21 protein-coding genes, 1 tRNA gene and 6 pseudogenes are annotated in these 16,972 nt (G+C 68.5%); 15 read left to right on the top strand and 13 right to left on the bottom strand.

Translation table 11 applies throughout. From position 1 onward, the window contains the following. Positions 1-76 precede the first annotated feature (76 nt). From NFU81_RS19570 to NFU81_RS19540, 7 genes and pseudogenes are all read right to left on the bottom strand, one after another. Positions 77-1,369, bottom strand: coding sequence for an MFS transporter (locus NFU81_RS19570; protein ID WP_251491651.1), 1,293 nt, complete (start codon positions 1,367-1,369; stop codon positions 77-79). Positions 1,370-1,679: 310 nt separating this feature from the next. Then, positions 1,680-1,886 (bottom strand): annotated as a pseudogene (locus NFU81_RS19565) (transposase); the annotation flags it as partial. 42 nt (positions 1,887-1,928) lie between these two features. Beyond that, positions 1,929-3,059: an ABC transporter permease gene (locus NFU81_RS19560; RefSeq protein ID WP_251492166.1), complete on the bottom strand. Its 1,131-nt coding sequence runs from the start codon at positions 3,057-3,059 to the stop codon at positions 1,929-1,931. A gap of 68 nt (positions 3,060-3,127) precedes the next feature. Continuing rightward, positions 3,128-3,853, bottom strand: coding sequence for an ABC transporter ATP-binding protein (locus tag NFU81_RS19555; protein ID WP_251492164.1), 726 nt, complete (start codon positions 3,851-3,853; stop codon positions 3,128-3,130). Between the two features lie 11 nt (positions 3,854-3,864). Then, on the bottom strand, positions 3,865-4,833 hold the full coding sequence (locus NFU81_RS19550) for a peptidoglycan-binding domain-containing protein (RefSeq protein WP_251491650.1): 969 nt from the start codon (positions 4,831-4,833) through the stop codon (positions 3,865-3,867). 76 nt (positions 4,834-4,909) lie between these two features. Further along, on the bottom strand, positions 4,910-5,197 hold the full coding sequence (locus tag NFU81_RS19545) for a hypothetical protein (RefSeq protein ID WP_251491648.1): 288 nt from the start codon (positions 5,195-5,197) through the stop codon (positions 4,910-4,912). A gap of 127 nt (positions 5,198-5,324) precedes the next feature. Further along, the gene (locus NFU81_RS19540) at positions 5,325-5,522 is read right to left on the bottom strand and encodes a hypothetical protein (RefSeq protein ID WP_251491646.1); all 198 of its coding nucleotides are present in this window, start codon (positions 5,520-5,522) and stop codon (positions 5,325-5,327) included. A gap of 74 nt (positions 5,523-5,596) precedes the next feature. Between NFU81_RS19540 and NFU81_RS19535 the strand changes: the two genes are divergently transcribed. From NFU81_RS19535 to NFU81_RS19520, 4 genes are all read left to right on the top strand, one after another. After that, on the top strand, positions 5,597-6,193 hold the full coding sequence (locus tag NFU81_RS19535) for a TetR/AcrR family transcriptional regulator (protein ID WP_251491644.1): 597 nt from the start codon (positions 5,597-5,599) through the stop codon (positions 6,191-6,193). Positions 6,194-6,370: 177 nt separating this feature from the next. Continuing rightward, positions 6,371-6,673 (top strand): IS3 family transposase, encoded by a 303-nt coding sequence (locus tag NFU81_RS41315; RefSeq protein WP_251492194.1) that lies wholly within the window; start codon positions 6,371-6,373, stop codon positions 6,671-6,673. A 182-nt stretch (positions 6,674-6,855) separates the two neighbouring features. Beyond that, on the top strand, positions 6,856-7,122 hold the full coding sequence (locus tag NFU81_RS41010) for a hypothetical protein (protein ID WP_308208307.1): 267 nt from the start codon (positions 6,856-6,858) through the stop codon (positions 7,120-7,122). 82 nt (positions 7,123-7,204) lie between these two features. Further along, positions 7,205-7,759 carry a flavoprotein gene (locus NFU81_RS19520; protein WP_251491642.1) on the top strand — a complete coding sequence of 185 codons (555 nt, stop codon included), beginning with the start codon at positions 7,205-7,207 and terminating at the stop codon, positions 7,757-7,759. A 149-nt stretch (positions 7,760-7,908) separates the two neighbouring features. Here the strand turns inward: NFU81_RS19520 and NFU81_RS19515 are convergent, their stop codons facing one another. Next, a complete protein-coding gene (locus NFU81_RS19515; RefSeq protein ID WP_308208306.1) occupies positions 7,909-8,361 on the bottom strand; it encodes a hypothetical protein in 453 nt (150 codons plus the stop codon). Positions 8,362-8,591: 230 nt separating this feature from the next. Between NFU81_RS19515 and NFU81_RS19510 the strand changes: the two genes are divergently transcribed. The 4 genes from NFU81_RS19510 (at position 8,592) to NFU81_RS19495 (ending at position 11,026) form a co-directional block, all read left to right on the top strand. Then, on the top strand, positions 8,592-8,897 hold the full coding sequence (locus NFU81_RS19510; RefSeq protein WP_251491640.1) for a hypothetical protein: 306 nt from the start codon (positions 8,592-8,594) through the stop codon (positions 8,895-8,897). Positions 8,898-9,224: 327 nt separating this feature from the next. After that, positions 9,225-9,339 (top strand) — tRNA-OTHER (locus tag NFU81_RS19505). A 119-nt stretch (positions 9,340-9,458) separates the two neighbouring features. Further along, the gene (locus NFU81_RS19500) at positions 9,459-10,100 is read left to right on the top strand and encodes a gamma carbonic anhydrase family protein (protein WP_251491639.1); all 642 of its coding nucleotides are present in this window, start codon (positions 9,459-9,461) and stop codon (positions 10,098-10,100) included. Positions 10,101-10,423: 323 nt separating this feature from the next. Further along, positions 10,424-11,026: a DUF6000 family protein gene (locus NFU81_RS19495; RefSeq protein ID WP_251491637.1), complete on the top strand. Its 603-nt coding sequence runs from the start codon at positions 10,424-10,426 to the stop codon at positions 11,024-11,026. Between the two features lie 343 nt (positions 11,027-11,369). Here NFU81_RS19495 and NFU81_RS19490 read toward each other — a convergent pair whose 3' ends face one another. Continuing rightward, the gene (locus NFU81_RS19490; RefSeq protein ID WP_251491635.1) at positions 11,370-11,744 is read right to left on the bottom strand and encodes a MerR family transcriptional regulator; all 375 of its coding nucleotides are present in this window, start codon (positions 11,742-11,744) and stop codon (positions 11,370-11,372) included. Between the two features lie 64 nt (positions 11,745-11,808). Between NFU81_RS19490 and NFU81_RS19485 the strand changes: the two genes are divergently transcribed. Beyond that, positions 11,809-12,156 (top strand): putative quinol monooxygenase, encoded by a 348-nt coding sequence (locus tag NFU81_RS19485; protein ID WP_251491634.1) that lies wholly within the window; start codon positions 11,809-11,811, stop codon positions 12,154-12,156. A gap of 201 nt (positions 12,157-12,357) precedes the next feature. Here the strand turns inward: NFU81_RS19485 and NFU81_RS19480 are convergent. Further along, positions 12,358-12,531 (bottom strand): annotated as a pseudogene (locus NFU81_RS19480) (YxiG-like protein); the annotation flags it as partial. Positions 12,532-12,690: 159 nt separating this feature from the next. Between NFU81_RS19480 and NFU81_RS41310 the strand changes: the two are divergent. Continuing rightward, positions 12,691-12,822: pseudogene (locus NFU81_RS41310) on the top strand (YxiG-like protein); the annotation flags it as partial. On the opposite strand, the pseudogene NFU81_RS41305 reads toward NFU81_RS41310, so the two are convergent. After that, a pseudogene (locus NFU81_RS41305) lies at positions 12,820-12,933 on the bottom strand (YxiG-like protein); the annotation flags it as partial. The pseudogenes NFU81_RS41310 and NFU81_RS41305 sit on opposite strands and share 3 nt — an antisense overlap. Positions 12,934-12,965: 32 nt before the next feature. Between NFU81_RS41305 and NFU81_RS19475 the strand changes: the two are divergent. The 4 genes and pseudogenes from NFU81_RS19475 to NFU81_RS19460 form a co-directional block, all read left to right on the top strand. Further along, positions 12,966-13,076 (top strand): annotated as a pseudogene (locus NFU81_RS19475) (IS5/IS1182 family transposase); the annotation flags it as partial. Positions 13,077-13,360: 284 nt separating this feature from the next. Continuing rightward, entirely contained in the window at positions 13,361-13,795 is a 435-nt protein-coding gene (locus NFU81_RS19470; protein ID WP_251491630.1) for a hypothetical protein, read from the top strand. A gap of 199 nt (positions 13,796-13,994) precedes the next feature. Beyond that, positions 13,995-14,170, top strand: a pseudogene (locus NFU81_RS19465) (IS256 family transposase); the annotation flags it as partial. A 62-nt stretch (positions 14,171-14,232) separates the two neighbouring features. Further along, positions 14,233-14,715: a hypothetical protein gene (locus NFU81_RS19460; protein ID WP_251491628.1), complete on the top strand. Its 483-nt coding sequence runs from the start codon at positions 14,233-14,235 to the stop codon at positions 14,713-14,715. Between the two features lie 203 nt (positions 14,716-14,918). Here the strand turns inward: NFU81_RS19460 and NFU81_RS19455 are convergent, their stop codons facing one another. Next, entirely contained in the window at positions 14,919-15,248 is a 330-nt protein-coding gene (locus tag NFU81_RS19455) for a hypothetical protein (RefSeq protein WP_251491626.1), read from the bottom strand. 196 nt (positions 15,249-15,444) lie between these two features. Between NFU81_RS19455 and NFU81_RS19450 the strand changes: the two genes are divergently transcribed. Continuing rightward, positions 15,445-15,954: a hypothetical protein gene (locus NFU81_RS19450; RefSeq protein WP_251491624.1), complete on the top strand. Its 510-nt coding sequence runs from the start codon at positions 15,445-15,447 to the stop codon at positions 15,952-15,954. Positions 15,955-16,299: 345 nt separating this feature from the next. On the opposite strand, the gene NFU81_RS19445 is transcribed toward NFU81_RS19450, so the two are convergent. Further along, a complete protein-coding gene (locus NFU81_RS19445) occupies positions 16,300-16,956 on the bottom strand; it encodes a maltokinase N-terminal cap-like domain-containing protein (protein ID WP_251491622.1) in 657 nt (218 codons plus the stop codon). Positions 16,957-16,972 lie beyond the last annotated feature (16 nt).

Below are 16,972 nucleotides of genomic sequence, written 5' to 3'. Positions count from 1 at the left end.
TCGGTCAGTGGCCGGCGGCGAGGTTGCCGCGCATCCTGGCGCTTTCGCGGTTGAGGCCGACTTACCGGTATTGAGGTCAGTTCAGGGATTCCACAGGAACGCCACTGGAGGACTTCATTTCGGCGCTGGAAGGGGCATGTGTGTAACGAAGTGCTGCCCCGCCGCTGAGCGCGAGGACAGCCAGGCCGATCGGCAGGAGCCATGCAATGGTTTGCGTTCCCCAGGTCGCGAGTACATAGCCGCCGAGCGCTGCGCCGACTGGCACAGCCCCATCGGTGATAAGCGAGGCAAGCCCGACCACCCGTCCCACAGCCTCTGGCGGTGCCGCTTCGATGCGGTTGAGGGTGTTCACTACAGAGACAACCGTCCCGACTGCGCCCACCGCGAACCAGCAGACGGCCATGACAATCGGGTACGAGGTGAGGGCCATCGGGGTGAGCGCCAAGGCCCATGCCCACAGCCCGGCGACGAAGACCGGACCTGGGGCGAAGGCTTTTGTGAGTCGAGGGGCCAGGGCAGCTCCGATCACACCACCGACACCGGCGCTTGACAGGACGAACCCCACGACCCACGCGGGACGCCCCTCCTGGTGAGATCGGACAATCAGCAGGAGGATCGTGATCTGGAAGAGCACGTTGGCCGCTGCTGTAGCGATCGTGGAGGTTTCGAGAAAACGGGATCGATGGACCCAGGAAATACCTTCGCGCGTCCGGCTCCAGAATGACTCCCGTCGTGACGTGGACTCGCTGGCGACTGGGCTGAAGTCGCCCCGCATGGCCGATACAGACCCGATGGAAACGGCATATGAGGCAAGGTTCCCCGCGAAGGGTGCCCAGCGTGCCACACCGAGGAGTCCTGCGCCGAAGACCCGTCCCATCAGGATGGCTACGGGCTTCTCGGCCTCATAGAGCGAAAACGCCGCCAGATACTGGTCCTTCGGCACCAAGTCTCGGATTGCGGCAACCTCGGCCAGGCTGAAATACGCGAAGGCGGTGCCTTCGATCAGCGCGACCACCACCAGCACGGCCGGGAGAGATGGCCCACTGATGACGACCCATACGGTGAGAACCGCCGACATGGCCGCACCAAGAAGTTGGAAGGACAGCATTGTCCTTCTGCGGTCGGAGTAGTCGGCAAAGACACCCGCGTGGGGTAAGAACAGCAGATTGGGAACACTTGCGGCAAAGGTCGTCCAGCCGGCTAGGACCGCGGACCCGGAGATATCCAGGGCCAGGATCGGGTAGCAGATCCTGGCCCCGAAGATCCCCATCAATGATGTACCGTTGCCGACCCAGAGCAGCAGGAAGTTCCTGTTCCGCAGGGCGCCGGTCCGACCAACGCTCACAGCGTGCGTCTCTTTGAGAGCCACAGGACAGGTTCTACCGGATCGCAGTCCGCCCCCGCCGAGCGAAGTGATGAGTAGAGCAGGGCGACGACCTCGCCGCGTTCGAGCAGTGAGGAGATATCGTACGGAAGGTGCAGGCGCCGAAGTGTGAGCGCCAGACCCGCCCATAGCTGGGGATGGGTGGGACCGGTCTCGACCTTCAGCACGTAATGCCTCCCAGCCTCAAGGTAGTCGCCATCAGCATAGGCGAGGGGGTCTGCCGCACGATGGGGTGACGTCTTGATTTGCCCCACCATTGGGGTTCCGGTCGTGTCCCTTGTCGTGGTCCAGCGGATCACTGTGCCGTCGCGTTCGTGGTGTTGGGTAGTGCGGGGGCGCTGTCGGGGTGCTTGGCGGGGCAGATCTCGTCCATGCTGCCTTCGGGGAGGTAGCGGCGGGGGAAGGCGATCCATTCGTCGTGCATCTCGAAGAGGACGGCGGTGACGAGTCGTAGGAGTGCGTCGTCGTTGGGGAAGATCTGGACGAGGTCGACGCGGCGTCGGCGGGTCGTTCACCGCTGTCACGACGCGGCACCCCGCCACCGTCAGACCGTGCTCAGCGCCTGCGTGGGGGTCAGCCGGGCTGCCCGCGTCGCCGGGTACAGGCCTGCCGCCGTCCCGATCGCCGCGGCGGCAGCGACGCCGCCGAGAAGTACGGTGACCGGCATGACCACGTGCCAGCCCTGGTAGGCGGCCCAGCCCGCGGTGATCGCTGCTCCCAGGACCACACCCACCGCGCCACCGAGGCCCGACAGGGCAACCGACTCGGCGAGGAACTGGAGGCGGATCTGCCCGCGCGCGGCGCCGAGGGAGCGTCGCAGACCGATTTCCGGGCGGCGTTCCAGTACGGAGATGACCATGGTGTTGGCCACTCCGACCCCGCCGACCAGCAGGGCGACCGCTCCCAGGCCCAGAAACAGCGAGGTGAAGGCGGATTTGGCGGCGAGTTGAGCCTGCAGCGCGTCGGAGGGGCGACTGACCTGGACGTTCTGCGGATTCTGCGGGTCGGCCGTGGCCGCCAGGACACTGCGTACCGCCTCGACGGACTCGTCGGGCGAACGCTCGTACACCGTGGTGGGATGACCGTCGAAGCCCAGGAGCGAACCGGCCGCTTCCCATCCGACGAGGGCGGCGCGGTCGACCTCCGGAGCCAGCGCCACCGGGTCGAGCAGGCCGATGACGGTGAACCACCGGTTCGCGAGATAGACCTGCCCGCCGGGGCGGTCGATGCCGAGCCGTGACGCGGCAACCGAGCCCAGCACGACCGCAGGGTAACGGGAGGTCGCCGCGTTGAGGAACACGCCACTGTGCACCGTGCCCCCGATCGTGCCGAGCAGGTCGGTGCGGGCCGCGACCACCGCTATGCCGCCGCTCGCCAGCGGGTCGATCCGGTCGTTCCTGCGCACGGTGGCGCCCGGCACGCTGCCGGTGGCGGTGGCCGACTGGACGGGGCCGATACGGCGCACCATCCCGATCGCGTCCACGGGCAGTTGCGTGCTGTCCCCGAACAGGTCACGGCCCGGTGAGACCGTCAGCAGGTTGGTGCCCAGCCTGCTGATCTTGTTCGTCAGGTCGGCGCTGCTGGCGTTGCTGATGCCGAGGACGGCGACCATGGCGGCGATACCGATGGCGATCCCGAGCGCGGAGAGGATCGCGCGGGTGGGGCGGCTGCGCATGCCGGCCAGGCCGACTCTGGCGAGGTCCGCGGGAAGCAGCCGTGGAGTACGGGGCAGGGGTGCAGGGCTCACCGCGGGGCTCCCTCAGGTACGACGCCGACGCCGCTGTCACTGCGGACACGGCCGTCCAACAGCTCGATCCGGCGGGGCAGTTGTGCGGCGAGAACGGGGTCATGGGTGATGACGACGATGGTGGTGCCTTGCGAGTGGAGATCGTGGAACAGGCTGAGGACTCCGGCCCCCGCGGCGGAGTCGAGATTGCCGGTGGGCTCGTCGGCGAGGACCACGGCGGGACGTACGGCGATGGCGCGGGCGATGGCGGTGCGTTGCCGCTCGCCGCCGGACATCTCCTGCGGGCGGTGGGCCATGCGGTGTCCGAGTCCGACGCGGTCGAGGGCCTCGGCTGCGAGCGTCCGGCGGCGTCCGGCCGGAATCCCGTGGTAGAGCATTCCCTCGGCGACGTTGTCCAGGGCCGTGCGCCCGGGAGCGAGGAAGAACTGCTGGAAAACGAATCCGATCCAGTGTGCGCGGACCGCGGAGAGCCGGCGGTCGCTCAGCTGCGCCACGTCGTGGCCCCTCACCAGGACGTGGCCGGTCGAGGGCTGGTCGAGCGTGCCCATCAGGTGGAGCATGGAGGACTTGCCAGAACCGGACCGCCCGACCACGGCCAGGAGTTCACCGGCACGCACGGTGAGGCTGACGTCGCGCAGCGCGTGGACGCCGCCGGCGTACGTCTTCGACACGCGGTCCAAGGCGATGACCGGGTCGGCGGTGTCCACGCCGGCGTCCGTCACAGGTGGCGTTTTCACGAGGACGGCACCTCCACGGCCATCCCCTCGCGCAGGCCGGCCCCGCTCACTTCGACCTTGCCCTCAGCGAAGGCGCCGAGCTTGACGGGGACGAGGCGGGTGGCCTGTTCTTCCGGGGCGGCACGCCCGGCGGGGCTGACGGTCTCGACCGCGTAGCCGCCCTCGGCGAGCGCGAGCAGGGCCGAGACGGGCACGGCGAGCACGTTGTCGTGCCGGTCGCTGGTGAAGGCCACGCTGACCGGGGCACCGTCCAGCGAGCTCGCGGCCCCGGGATCCGTCAGGGCGGCCCGCACGGAGATGGTGGCGGCCTGCGTGGGAGTCTGGCCGCTCTGAGCCGTTCCGCTCCCCTGCGGGGCCTGCGCAACGGTGCCGACGTCGGTGATCCTGCCGCCGGTGGTGGAGCCGTCCGGCAGTTCGACGCGTACGGAGGTGCCGTGACGGGCGAGTTGCTCCTGGTCCACCGGCATGGCGACGGTCACCACCCGCTCGGTTCCGGTGAGGGCGAGCAGATCTCCGGTCGCCGCGGCGCCGACGATGCCGACCGGAGCGCTCACACGGACGGCTCCCGGTTCCACCACGGCGTCGACCGCGTCCACCGCGCCGGTCTCGGCTCGGCCCAGGTCGTGCTGCCACGCGCGTACGGCGTCGGCGGTGGCTGAGGAGAAGTGGCGGTCCACCGAGAGATCCGCACCGTAGCCGAGGGCTTTGAGGTTGGTCTCCAGCACGCGGACGTCCGGGCCGTCCTGCACGCCGACCCCGAGCCGCCGGTAGAACGGTGTCCGTCCGTACAGCAGCGGGATGTCGGTGCCGTCGACGGCGTAGACACGGTTGCCTCGGCCGATGACCTGGCCCGCGGGCGGCAGCCAGGTCACCGTGCCCTGAGTCCGGCCGACGACGGTGAAGGATCCGGCGTAGCCGAGCGTGCCGTCGATCTGCTGTGTCTGGACCAGGTCGGTCCTGACCACCTCTGCCGTGGCGAGGCGAGGTCTGGACGACGCGCTGCGGGTCGACTGTCGGGCGGCGTACGGGGCGACAGCCGCGTCAGGAGGCCAGCGACGTCATCAGGTGGCGCATGGCCGTGGCCATGGCTGGGCGGAGGTGGGTGAGGTCGGGGTCTTTCGGCGGGTCGCCGGGGTCCGCGCTGGACTCGCTGGAGCTGTTCCACTGGGAGTAGCCGGTGATCTGGAGGGTGAGTACGACGCCGCCGTGGAGGACTCCCAGGGTCTGGCCGGGGCTGCGGGGTGCCAGCAGGTATGCCTCGTCGCCGACACCGGTGACGGGGTGCACGTCGGCTGCGGAGGCGAAACCGCTGTCGGCGACGGCGATCATGACGCTGCCGTACGCTTCACCGCCGGGGAGGTTGGAGACCTGCGCGTGCAGCGGGCAGGCCGCACGGTGACCAGGGCAGGGGCGCTCGGTCCGTCCGTGCCGATGGACGTTCAGCGGCCGATGGCCCTCATTCGCGGTCGCGCGGCACGATGAGCGCCCGCAGGGCCGCGACGACGACGAAGCTGATCGCCAGCACCGCGAAGAACAGGCCGACGGTGGCCGCGGTCCCCACCCGCGAGGGTGGGAAGACGACCTGGCGTGCGATGTTGAGGCCCCCGATGGTGATGACGTAGATCCACCATGGAGCTCGGCGACTGCGGTTCATGACTGCCCCACCCCCCGCTTATTTGGCACAACCGTGTCAGAAACAATTTAACACGTACGTGTGATAATGGTCGGGTGCCGAAGGTTGTGGATCACGAGGGACGCCGCGCGGAGCTGGCCGTCGCGCTGTGGCGCGTCGCGCTGCGCGACGGCTTCGACGCGGTGACCGTCCGCTCGGTGGCCGAGGAGTCCGCCTGGTCCGCCGGAGCGCTGCGGCACTACTTCCCGGACAAGACCGGGATGGTGCTGTTCGCCATCGACTTCGTGGTGGAGTCGGTGCGGCAGCGGATCGGCGACGCCAACGCCACCGCGGGCTCACTGTCGCGACAGCTGGTACAGGCCCATCTGGAGCAGTTGCTGCCGCTGGACGACGAGCGCCGGCTGGAATCCGAGGTCTGGTTCGCATTGGTGGCGCTCGCGCACCGCGACCCCGCAGCGGCGCAGCGCCGTGCCGAGGTCGACGAGCTGGTCCGCGGTGCTGTGGAGAGTGCGGTGGCCGCGCTGGCGGAGTTGGGCGCGCTGGGTAGCGAGCGCGAGCGTGGGGCGGAAACCGCGCGGCTGCACGCCTTGCTGGACGGGATGGTGGTGCAACTGCTGGCCCGACCAACGCGGTTGAGCCCGCAACAGGCGCGGGACATCTTGGGCCTGCATCTGGCGGAGCTCTGCGCCTGATCGGTTGAAGGCGGCGAGGACGCGGGGGTGGTCCGGACGCTCGGGCAGGTCGGGCGCAGACGTCCGTGCCGGGGAGGAGGTCCGCGAGGGCGGTGATGGTCTTGTGGGTGATCACGAGGCGTTCGAGATGGGTCTCGGCCGGCGATTGCACTGGCTTCGCCCGATACGATCGCCAGCGTGGCGGCGGATGAGCGGATCGAACAGGCCGGACACCTCTACGAGTTGGCCGTCTTCGGTGGCGACGGTGATGCCTTGGCACGGGCCGACCGAGGCCTCGACGCGGTCGAGGCGGACGTCGCCCTGGCACGCGGCCGCGTGATCCATGCCCGCTTCCTGGCGGGAACTGCCGCCTGGCCCAGCCGGACCGCCGCCCGCACCGCGATCTTCGACTTCATCGAAGGCTGGTACAACTTGCACCGACTGCACAGCAGCCTCGGCTACCGCAGCCCGGCCGACTACGAGACCGCACTCGCAGCCTGACCACCACACCAATGGTGCCCGTCAAAGCGGAACAAGCTCAGGTGGAGCCAACGATCGCTGGCGGTATTCCAGGAACTTGCGACCAGCCCGGATACTAGCGTCCGCCTGACCAGCGGCATTGTGGCCTCACGGTCTGCGGAGCAGCCTCCCGACTGGGCCGTCTCGCTTCCTGGCTTCTGCCCGTGCGCACTGAACTCCCTGCCGGATTCACCTCCGGCTACCGCGCCACCGTGCCGCTGGTCGACATGCCGGTCTACCTGGGATACCTCCAGCGACGCTTGCGTGATGCCGGCGGAACCGTCGAGTGGCGGGGAGTTGGATCGCTGGACGAAGCGCAGCCGGCGGTGGCCGTCATCAACTGCTCCGGGCTGGGCGCCCGCGCCCTGCCTCTGACCCGCGCCTCCGGCCGATTCGAGGCCAGCACGTCGTCGTCAGCAACCCGGGCCTGACCGAATGAACGAAGCTGCCTTCGTTCGCCGTTACGGTCCAAGGAGCGCGCACCGTGCACCGCCGTCGACCAGGGAGCTGTGTATGAACGAGTTGTTGGACGAGCGGCTGAATCCGTTCCTGTACGTCGTGGTGTGCGCGGCGGGCGTCGCGGGAGACGTGCGCGAGCTGATCACCATGGCGCAGGACCGCGGATGGGACGTCGGGGTGGTCGCCACCCCGCAGGGGCTCGGGTTCATCGACGCTGCGGCCGTCGAGGCTCAGACGGGTTACCCGATCAGGTCTGCGTGGCGGTTGCCCGGCGATCCGCGGCCGTTGCCGCCTCCGGACGCCATCGCCGTTGCGCCGGCGACGTTCAACACGATCAACAAGTGGGCCGCCGGGGTCTCCGATACCCTGGCGTTGGGCATCCTCTGCGAGGCGTACGGACTCGGCATTCCGACGGCTGTGCTGCCGTACGTGAATTCGGCCATGGCCGCCCACCCCGCCTACCAGGAGAGCCTGGACCGGCTACGAGGGATGGGCGTCCTGGTCAGTTCTCGCGAGTCCCACCAGCCGAAGGCCGTTGGGAGCGCACCCCGGTTCCGCTGGGAAGAGGCACTCGAACTGCTCGGCCCAGCCGTGGACGCGCGGCGGTGAGCACCCTCCCCGGACGAGGGCGAGTGTTCTCCACGCCTCAGGGCGTGAAGGTGTGATGTCGGTCGGAACGTTGTCCGTTCGGCTTGCGGAGCCGATGCCGCCGCTCGGCAGGCAGACTGCTGTGCCCGTGTTCAGCCGGTATGCGAGCCTTACGCTGTGTGCCTCCTCTCCGCGGGGATCTCACTGCGTGCCGCTGCGTCGATAGCCGACCCAGAGTCGGCCTCCGGCCTCGTCGACGGCGGCGACCAGGGGCGACGTCTGCCCTGCGAGGGCCTGTTGGACGCCGTTGTGCAGGCGCCGCTCAGGCCGGGGGCCGTGGTGTCGAGGCGGCGGGCGAGCCATTTGCCGCCGCCGTTCCAGGCGTTGTTGATCGCCAGGGTGAGTTCGGCGGTGCAGCGGGCGAGTTCGGTGCAGATGAAGAGGCGTTCGCCCGGGTCGGTGCAGCCTGTGAGGTCGTCGAGGAGGTCGGTGAGGGCGTAGCGGCGGTCGTCGATCTCCTGGGTGGGGGTCGGGGGAGGGCCGGCTGCGGCCAGTGACTTCGCGTGGGCGCTGATGCGCGCGCCGACGCCGTCGCGTCCGACCCCACCACGACGCCCCCACATCCCGGCCCCCTTGGGACGAGGAGGCGCCGTCCGTGTTCGCCGTGCATCCAAGCTGGGCGGCCGACGCTGACGTACCGAGGGTGCTGTACGACGATCCGCCGACCGCACCCAACTTCCCGGACGGAGGTGCAAGATGAACGAGGGTTGCGCGGCTAACCACCGTCTGCCGCATGGTTGGCGCGGCCCGTCACAGTGGCGTGCCCTACCCGCCTCGCAGGAGTGATGCCGCCGTGTCCGCGCTCTTCGACAAGTTCCTGATTCCGACTGCAGTCGGTCTGGTCGTCACCGGTCTCGCCGCCGCAGCCGGCTGGCTCTACCGGCGTCGTCGGACCACCCCGACATCTCCCCGCGTGCTGCGCCGCTTCAGTCTGCTGGGCACCACCGGCGCCGACGGCACCCCTCTGTACTACGAGACCACCCGGGCACCCGGCAGCGTCGTCACCCGCCGGGTCGGCAGCCTGTCCCAACGATTCGAGCTGACCGATGCCCCGCTCGGCGATGGCACGTACGCCGCCGAACCCCTCGACCACCTGTAGGACGACCAGAGGATGGAGTGTGTGTGACCGCGAGCGTCCTCGGGTAGGGTTGCCCACCAGCACTTTTACCTCACGCGATTAGGTTCACAACCACAGCTGGCCGAAACGGCTGCGTTCGCTGTCAAACGACTGGGTTGAATGACAGCGGACAGATGCTGCTGTTGAAACCGGGCCGCCGTGTTGGCTCTGTTGACGAGAACCGGTTCTGGCACAACTTCTGTGGAGACGTGACAGCGGTTTCCGGGGCCGCAGATAAGGGTTCGTCCGCAGAGAACGATGTTGCTACCTTGAACCGGAGTGGGAGTGCGCGCCTTCCCGCAAGGTTGCGGTGCCGTGGCAGAGCGGCCCATTGCGATCGCCGTGGGCGAGGTCCCTCCTGCGGCGAACTGACGGAGGGGGCGGACCTGCTCCCCTCTCGCGGGTTCGAATCCCGTCGGCACCGCAGCCGACCAGGGCACGGAACGACCGTGCCTGACAGCGGCCATCGAGTCCCCATCCTGCGTCGTCTCGCGCCTCGGAAATGCTCCTCTTGCCTGGCCGCCGGACGGCATCATCGCCGACATGCTTATCGAACACGAGGGCGTATCGCCCACGGTCCACCCGTCGGCCTACGTCGCCCCCACCGCGACCCTGTGCGGAGACGTGCGGGTCGGGCACGGATGCCGCGTCCTGTTCGGCGCAGTGCTGACCGCCGAGGGCGGGCCGGTCGAACTCGGCGCCGACAATATCGTGATGGAGAACGCGGTTCTGCGCGGAACCCGCCGCGACCCACTGCGCCTGGGGCGCCAGGTCCTGGTCGGACCGGGTTCCTACCTGACCGGGTGCACGGTGGAGGACGAGGTGTTCCTGGCCACCGGCTCTCGTATCTTCAACGGGGCCCGCGTCGGCACCCGCTCCGAGGTCCGCATCAACGGGGTCGTACACCTGCGCACCGTCCTTGCAGCCGACACGACGGTGCCGATCGGCTGGGTCGCAGTCGGCGACCCGGCCCGGATCCTGCCGCCCGACCAGCACGAGGCCATCTGGGCCGTGCAGAAGGACCTGGACTTCCCCGGCTACGTCTTCGGCTTGGAACGCCCCGCGGAGGGCCAGAGTCTGATGCCGGCCCTGACCGAACGCTTCGGCCGCGCACTGGGCCACCACCGCGCCGACCGCAGGGCAGATGAAGCCCCGACGGAAACTGGTGAAGCCTCACCGTCGTAAGACACAGGTACCCAGAAGCATCACGCATCGTGACACCTCACGGCCAGAGAGCTCCCCGTCCATTGGCCGTCCGTGGGAAGGCCCAAGCGGCCGTCAGCACGCGCCCCGCCCAGTCCACAGAGGAGTTGAGCCAGAGCCCGAGAACTGGCAGCACTTGTTCACGGATTCGGCTTTGGCTCAACTTCCGTAGAGCAGTAACGCTCCGTGTTGTCGAAACCCCGCTCACCCCGCCTTTTCCCAGGTGACGCCACCCGTCCCGGCGCCGCCGCAGGTGTATTCCGCGCCACGCCCTCAGCTGCGTGCCCGTCGCGAGAGGATGGGGCGTGATCCGCCACGACCCCGAGATACAGGCCCTGTACCGCCGCTATTGCCTCCCTGCGCGCCGCTTCCTGAAGCTCGGCGGAGCGATACTTCGCATGTCGCGCGAGGAGTACGAGCCGTTCGTTCGAGCTCTGGCCGCTGACGCGAGAGCTGTTACCGACGCCGAGCTCACCATCCTCTTCGAGGGCAGCTGGCGCGAGCGGCGGACCGCGGCATGGCTCGCCGCCGTCTCGCGACGTGACCACTTCCGCGAGCGTCTGGGGGCGCTGCTGCTGGAGAGCGAGGTCTGCTGCGCGGGCGGGGCCTACTGCGTGGCCCTGGCGAGTTTCGGCACCGCACGGGACGCCGACCTGCTCGCCACTTACCTGGATCGCTACCTGCGTCGGCCCGACCTCGCCTACGACCAGCCGACAGCCATGGGCGCCCTGGCGTACACCGACTCCGTCCTGCACGGTGACCGGGCCGGCCGCCTCCTCCAGAAGGGCGGCCTGTGGCCGCAGTGGTTCCAGGACGCCTCCCACATGCACGGCGATGGCGGCATCTCCAGCTACCTGGGCGGCATCCGCCTCGCCTGCGCTGTCATCGACGAATGCGCCGACACCTGACAGATTGATTTTGTTCGCGTCGAAGACTCGGGCTCATCGTCTGTGACGCGGCGCCCCTCCGCCAGGGCGGCGATGAATGCGTACATGAAGACGATGAAGCCCGCGGCAAGGCGGCGGTCGCGTAGCGGTGGGATACCGCCGTTCATGTGTCCTGCCCCCCGTGGCGGTGTCCGCCCTCTGCGCCGAACCGGTGCGCGGCCGGGATCGGCATGAGGCGCCCGAGCGCCGCGTTTCGTGTCGTCCTGTTGGCTGTCGTCTTCCCGTCGTCTTCCCCGACGGGAGGCCGCAAACAGCTGGGACGCGGGTGGCTGCGTCCGGGGGGCTGCTCGGGACGCCGACCGGTTCAGGCGGGTGAGGGTGCGGTGGGCCGGGATGCTCGGGCTGAGGCGTGGAGGAGGTCGCCGAGGGACGCGCGCGCGTGCTGCAGGTCGGTGATGCGGTTGTCGAGGTCGTGCAGTTGGGTGCGCAGGTGGTCCTGGACGCAGGCGTCGAGGGTGGGGCCGTCGCCGATGAAGCAGGGCATGAGGTCCCGGATGACGCGGGTGGGGAGACCGGCGGCCAGGAGGGTGCGGATCTGCGTGACGGTGGCCGGGGCGTCGGCGGTGTAGTGGCGGTGCCCGCCGCTGGTGCGGTGCGAGGTGAGCAGGCCCTGGGCCTCGTAGTAACGCAGCAGGCGGATGTTCACGCCCGTCTCCCGGGCCAGATCGCCGATCTTCATGTGACCCACCTCACGGGTGCCGACCTTGAACCTCACACTTATGTCAGATCCTAGCGTGGGCGGCATGACAGCAGACCGAGCACCCATCTCCCTCTACGGATTTTTGCGCCCGAAGCCGGAACGCGCCCGCGAAGTGCGCCAGCTCCTCACCGCTCTCGTGGAACCCACCCGGCAGGAGGAAGGCAACCTGGAGTACCACCTGCACGCCCACGACGACGGCCGGCTCTTCCTGTACGAGGTCTGGCGCTCCCAGGAGGATCTGGACCGGCACAACGCGACCCCGCCCCTGCGCGACTTTCTGGACAACCTGCTGGATTTCCTCGAAGAGGCTCCTGAGGGCTACTTCGACACGATGGTCAGCCCGTACCCATGGCCGGTGGCGAGTTCGGCGAAGCCCGCCCGGTTGCGGTGACGGTCGGGAGGCGTCGCCCCCTCCGCCCCGAGCGGCCGGGCTCGACCCGGCGGTGGGAGCGGACGGTACGCCCTTTTTCCGGATGGGCCTCCCACGTCGATTCCCCGCGGTGCCCCGGACTCCCGTGCACGTTCACCGTCCGGCAGGTCAATCCGTGGTGAAGGGTGCGTATCCCGTCGGGACCTCGCTGACCTGTAGGTCTCAGAAGACCAGGGTGAGGCTGTGGGCGTTGGTCTCAAGACGCACCTCGTGGAAGTCGATCCCCACGGCCTGCGTCCAACGACGGGTCGTCTCCGACGCGGGAAGGATCGTGGCACCTGGGTAGAGGCCGTGCCACTTCACGGCCCAGACGTATCCGTCGAGGTCGACGCCTGTCGCACAAGCTGTGGACGACGGAGGCGCCGTTGTGCCTCGTCGTAACGGCCGTGCGGGAGCGAATGCGCGTGCGAACGCACCCTGGGCGGGCGGTCGTCGCGGGACGGTAGCCTGAAATCCCGGACGCGCCCCGAGAATCACGTGCAGTAAAACAGCGACATGGATGCCGCACTCCTCGAACAGCTGCTGGACGACGCCTTCGACACTGCCGTCGTGCGTCACGGCTACACCAGCTACATGCGCGACTACGAGGTCATCGTTTACGCGACAGCCGACCCCCGCACCGGCGTGGTCGATGAGGCGTTCGTCCAGCGAGATGCGCCAGGTGTCGGGGCGCACGGTGGTCTCACACCGGGCCTCGACGCAGTACCTGAAGAGGTATCGCAGATGGGTCGGCTCGATGCACGCACCGCCGAGAGGGGAGGGCTCATGCGGCCGGATGCCGCAGGCTCCACCGTCGCTACGAACTCAAGGCCGAACACTTCCTCGCCTTCGTCGGCATATCCGCAGCTGCCATTTGCCACCGCCGACTCACCAAGCGTTGACTTCGGCCGGCCCTCACCCGTCCTCTGCGACCAAGCGGAAGCCGCACGAGCCGCAGGCCGTCTCCCCGACCGGAACCGTCCGCTTGCACTGCGCGCAGTGGAACACAGGCGGGCCGGCCGAAGGAACCGTTGGAGGAGGACTGGTCGGCCAAGCCTCACGCCCTCGGCGCAGCATCTCGAGGATCCGCATCTCCCCATGATGCCTGGTCATAACCATCGGAGCCACGCATCAAGCCATCATTGGAGTGAGACATCGGGGTGTGGCGGTGGGGTTGGGAGGGCGCATGGCGGGAGTCGAGGTTCCTGGGCCGGAAGCGGACTGGGAGACGGCGCCGGAATATCAGGGCGGGAAGCGCAACCCGGCCTTTCAGCGGAGCCTGTGGGAGTTCGCCACGAGCTCCTTCCGGCTCGTGGCAGGCCTGTCGCCCTCGTTGGATGTGCTGGCCGCACGGCTGCGGCTGAACGTCGAGCGGAGCTGGGAGGATCTGGGCTGGGTGGATGCGGCGATGTTCAGCATCCAGAAGTTCCACTTCGCTCTCAGCCGTCTGGAGGGCGGTCCTGCTCCCGATGTCTTTGTCTGGGTGAGCCGAGATCATGCCGACGTCGATGCGGCGCTCGACGTCCTGCTCGACGCTCTCGGCATCGGCAGGGAAGCCCTCACCTTCGTGGGTGACATCGAGACCGGGTTCGTCGACATGCGGGACAGCCATGGGACTTGAGAGGAAGAACTCACGCGGCCTCGGGGATGGGGCGTCCGCCCGGTCCTGCCAGTCGAGGTCCGCAGCATCATCGCGAGCAATGCTCAAGATCTGTGGATCGGTGTCGGGGGAGACGCGCGAAGGGCGTACCTTCCCCGAACGATCCTGTGATGGTCATCGATTGGGCCGACGTTGACGCGTCGGTCGGGAAGGTTCGCCCGTGCTCACGGTAGTGAATGACGACGGCTCCTCCCGAGACGGCTCCCTGATCGACGAGAGCGTCCGTGAGGGAGCTCGCGGATGCCCGCCGCCGCGCTGGAAGCTGAAGTGAACAATTACACAGTCGAGTTGGATGATCAGCGGGATAGCGGCGGTCACCGTCTAGTCGTTCGCAACGCCGCGGGACCGGCCATGGTCTTCAAGCTCGGCGAGCCCGCCCAAGCCCGCTGGCTCGCCGCATGACCGACCAGCTCTTCGACGAGGACCCCTCCGACTACGTCCGCTACCGCAGCTACCTGCAGGATCTGGAAGGTGTCTCGGAGGCTGACGAGGCCAGCCTCTTGGCCACCGTCCTAGACGATCCGGACGTGTCGATGGCGGAGGCCGTGGTCAACCGCCACCTTGAACGTCGGGCAGCCCACCTGCTGACCGACCCGGCGTACATCACTTGGGCACAAACCTTCGCCACGGTAATCGGAGACCGTTCCTTTCTCGCCCGTCGGCTGCGCGAGTGGACCCTGCTCAGGGCAATCGCGCTGGATGAGCCATGGACCGCCGAGGAACTCACCACCGCGTCCGACTGGTTCCAGCGCACGGCCTCGGTCGTACTCATCGTCACCTCACCTGAGGCCCTCAGCCTGCTCGCCGAACAGGGCCGAACCCGCCGCGTACGGAACGCAGCGAGCCGCCGACTGCAAGAAGTCAGATCAACACCGACCTGACTCGATCCACAGGCCTTGACGATCCCTCCATCATCGCCCGCCTGTAGCGCACCGAGCCGGTGCTGCCGTGGCGCACGATCTTCTGCGGCTTCTGCCTTCTCCTGGTCGGTCGGTCCACGGACGCAGGCTCGTTCAACTTGCCCGGCCACGGGCCCCTACTTCATCACGTCCGCGAGAACGGGCTCTGGCGCAGTTGTGCGGCGTCAGCAGTCCTCGGCCACGTAGAGCATGCGGCGCCCCGGGTCGGCGCGGAATTCGTGGGCCAGACAGTTGCCGGTCGATCCGCTTCCGCCAGGTCCTCTGTAGTCGTTCTTGATCCGGTCCCAGAGCGCGGGGCGTTCGGCCTCGGTCGTGGGACGCGGCCTGATGCCGCCCATGTCCCCCCACACCACCGGGGCGGCCTCGTCCTTGATGAGTCGGCGGACGATGCGGAGGTCCACCCGCCGACGGTGGAGCACCCACGTGGTGCCCTGCTCGTCGAGGAGTGTCACGGGGTCGGGGAGGCTGTCCGGGTTCGAGGGGAAGGACTCCACCGGATCAGCTTTCCAGCAAGGTTTTCCCTGCGTCACTTCATTTGGGCAGGATCACAGAAGGTGAGCCAGAGCCGGCTCGCAGGTTCTGGCCAGGACTCGGCGAAGCGTGCACGCCGAGTGAGGCGGAACTCGATGGTGAGAACGTCGACGGCCGTGGAAGGGTGCGCGCAGTGAGCACGCCGACGAAGAGGCCGACATGAACCACGACGACGCTGTCCAGCAACTTCGCCGCCTGGCGCGTGCGAGGGCGTTCGGCACGCACGTCGGGTCCGACCGTCTCATCCAGGCGGGGTTGGACGCGTTGTTGGCCGACGTGGACAGTCCTTCGCTGGCTCTACTGGCCGGTCTCTTGCGGAGCGAAGAGCCTGAAGCCCCAGCTCTCTTCGACCAGGTCCTGGAGGAGCTCGGGCTCGCCTTCCAGCCGCCGGCCGACCCCAGGGCGGAGAAGTGGGCCTTGGCCTACTGGATCGCCGGTCAGATCGTGGACGGGTCCATCGATCCGGCTGCCGGCACTCATCTGATCTGGGCCGGGGTCGCCTCCGAGCTCGGCTATCCCGCAGACCTGCTGCCACTTGTCTCGTGTGCGTTCGACCTGGAGGAGTGGCAGGAGAGCTGGGGTGTCTCCATCGAGGCGCTGAAGGACAAGGCTGTTGAGGCAGCTGAACAACTGCTGAGGAGCCGGCCCGAAGGGGATCGCACGGCCTGAACGTCGATCCGTGCCGTGACGGGCGCCAGAACCTGTTCTCACGAACATGGCCACCTGCTTGTTGCGCAGGGTCTCGATCTCGGCTGCCAGCGCGGCCATGTCGCGTGCGTGCGTGTAGTACTCGGTCGCGTACTCGTCGGCGATCGTCGGGAGAACCTTCTCGAACACCGCCGTAAGCCTCAGCAGACCCGCGCGACGCTGCTGGTCGAGCGGGCCTTCGACGGCGCGGAGGCATAGCCGTAGGCGTCCGCGTCTGTCCACAGCCTGTGGAGGAGGGCGGCGAGGTCGAGGCCGGTCCGAGGGGCTTCGGCAACTCGTCGCCGAACCGCGGATTCGCGAACCGGATCAGGCGCCGAGCAACGTCATCAGCACGGCCCTCGCACGCGTGCCGTCCGGTCCCTGCCAGCCGGTCGCGACATGGCCGAGGGCTCCCTGTCGGGGCAGCGGCGGACGCTCGTCGACGGGGTCGAGGACGCGGTGTACGTGCAGGATCGTGCCGCCGGGCATGGGAAGGCGGGTCCCGTCTTGGTCGTCCGTGGGCTCGGGTGCGAAGCCGTCCAGGCCGAACGGGGCGCCCGTGTAGGAGCGTGTCACCTCGTGGTCGCGGGTGTCGGTGACGCTCTGCGCCATCGCTGGTGCGGTGCCCTCGATCAGGGCCAGCAGTTGGGTGACGAGCACGGGGTCGTGGCAGCCGTCGTACGCCCAGCGCTTGCCCAGCACGCCGTGCTGCATCGTTCCGACGAGGGCGTGTCCGGCGCCCTCCAACGGTGCGCCGCGGTAGGTGAGCGGTACGAGATAGGCCGTCCGCTCGGGGCCGCTCGTGTCGGTGGCCACCATGAACTCGATGCCGACCTCGCCCTCCGGGTCGTCCAGCCGGAAGCCACCCGACTTCTCCAGCACGGGGGTGTCCGGTCCGCCCCGGTACCAGGGGCGGGTGGGCAGCCAGCCGGCGAGCAGTTCGACCTTGCTCGGCGTGACGGTGGTGTGGTGGATCAGGGCCATGCCGGTGGTCGCCCCT

Origin of the sequence: Actinacidiphila cocklensis, assembly GCF_907177275.1 — a bacterium.
Classification (GTDB): Bacteria; Actinomycetota; Actinomycetes; order Streptomycetales; family Streptomycetaceae; genus Actinacidiphila; species Actinacidiphila cocklensis.
Note: the sequence above shows the minus strand (reverse complement) of the source record. Positions and strands in the feature narration are given on the sequence as shown.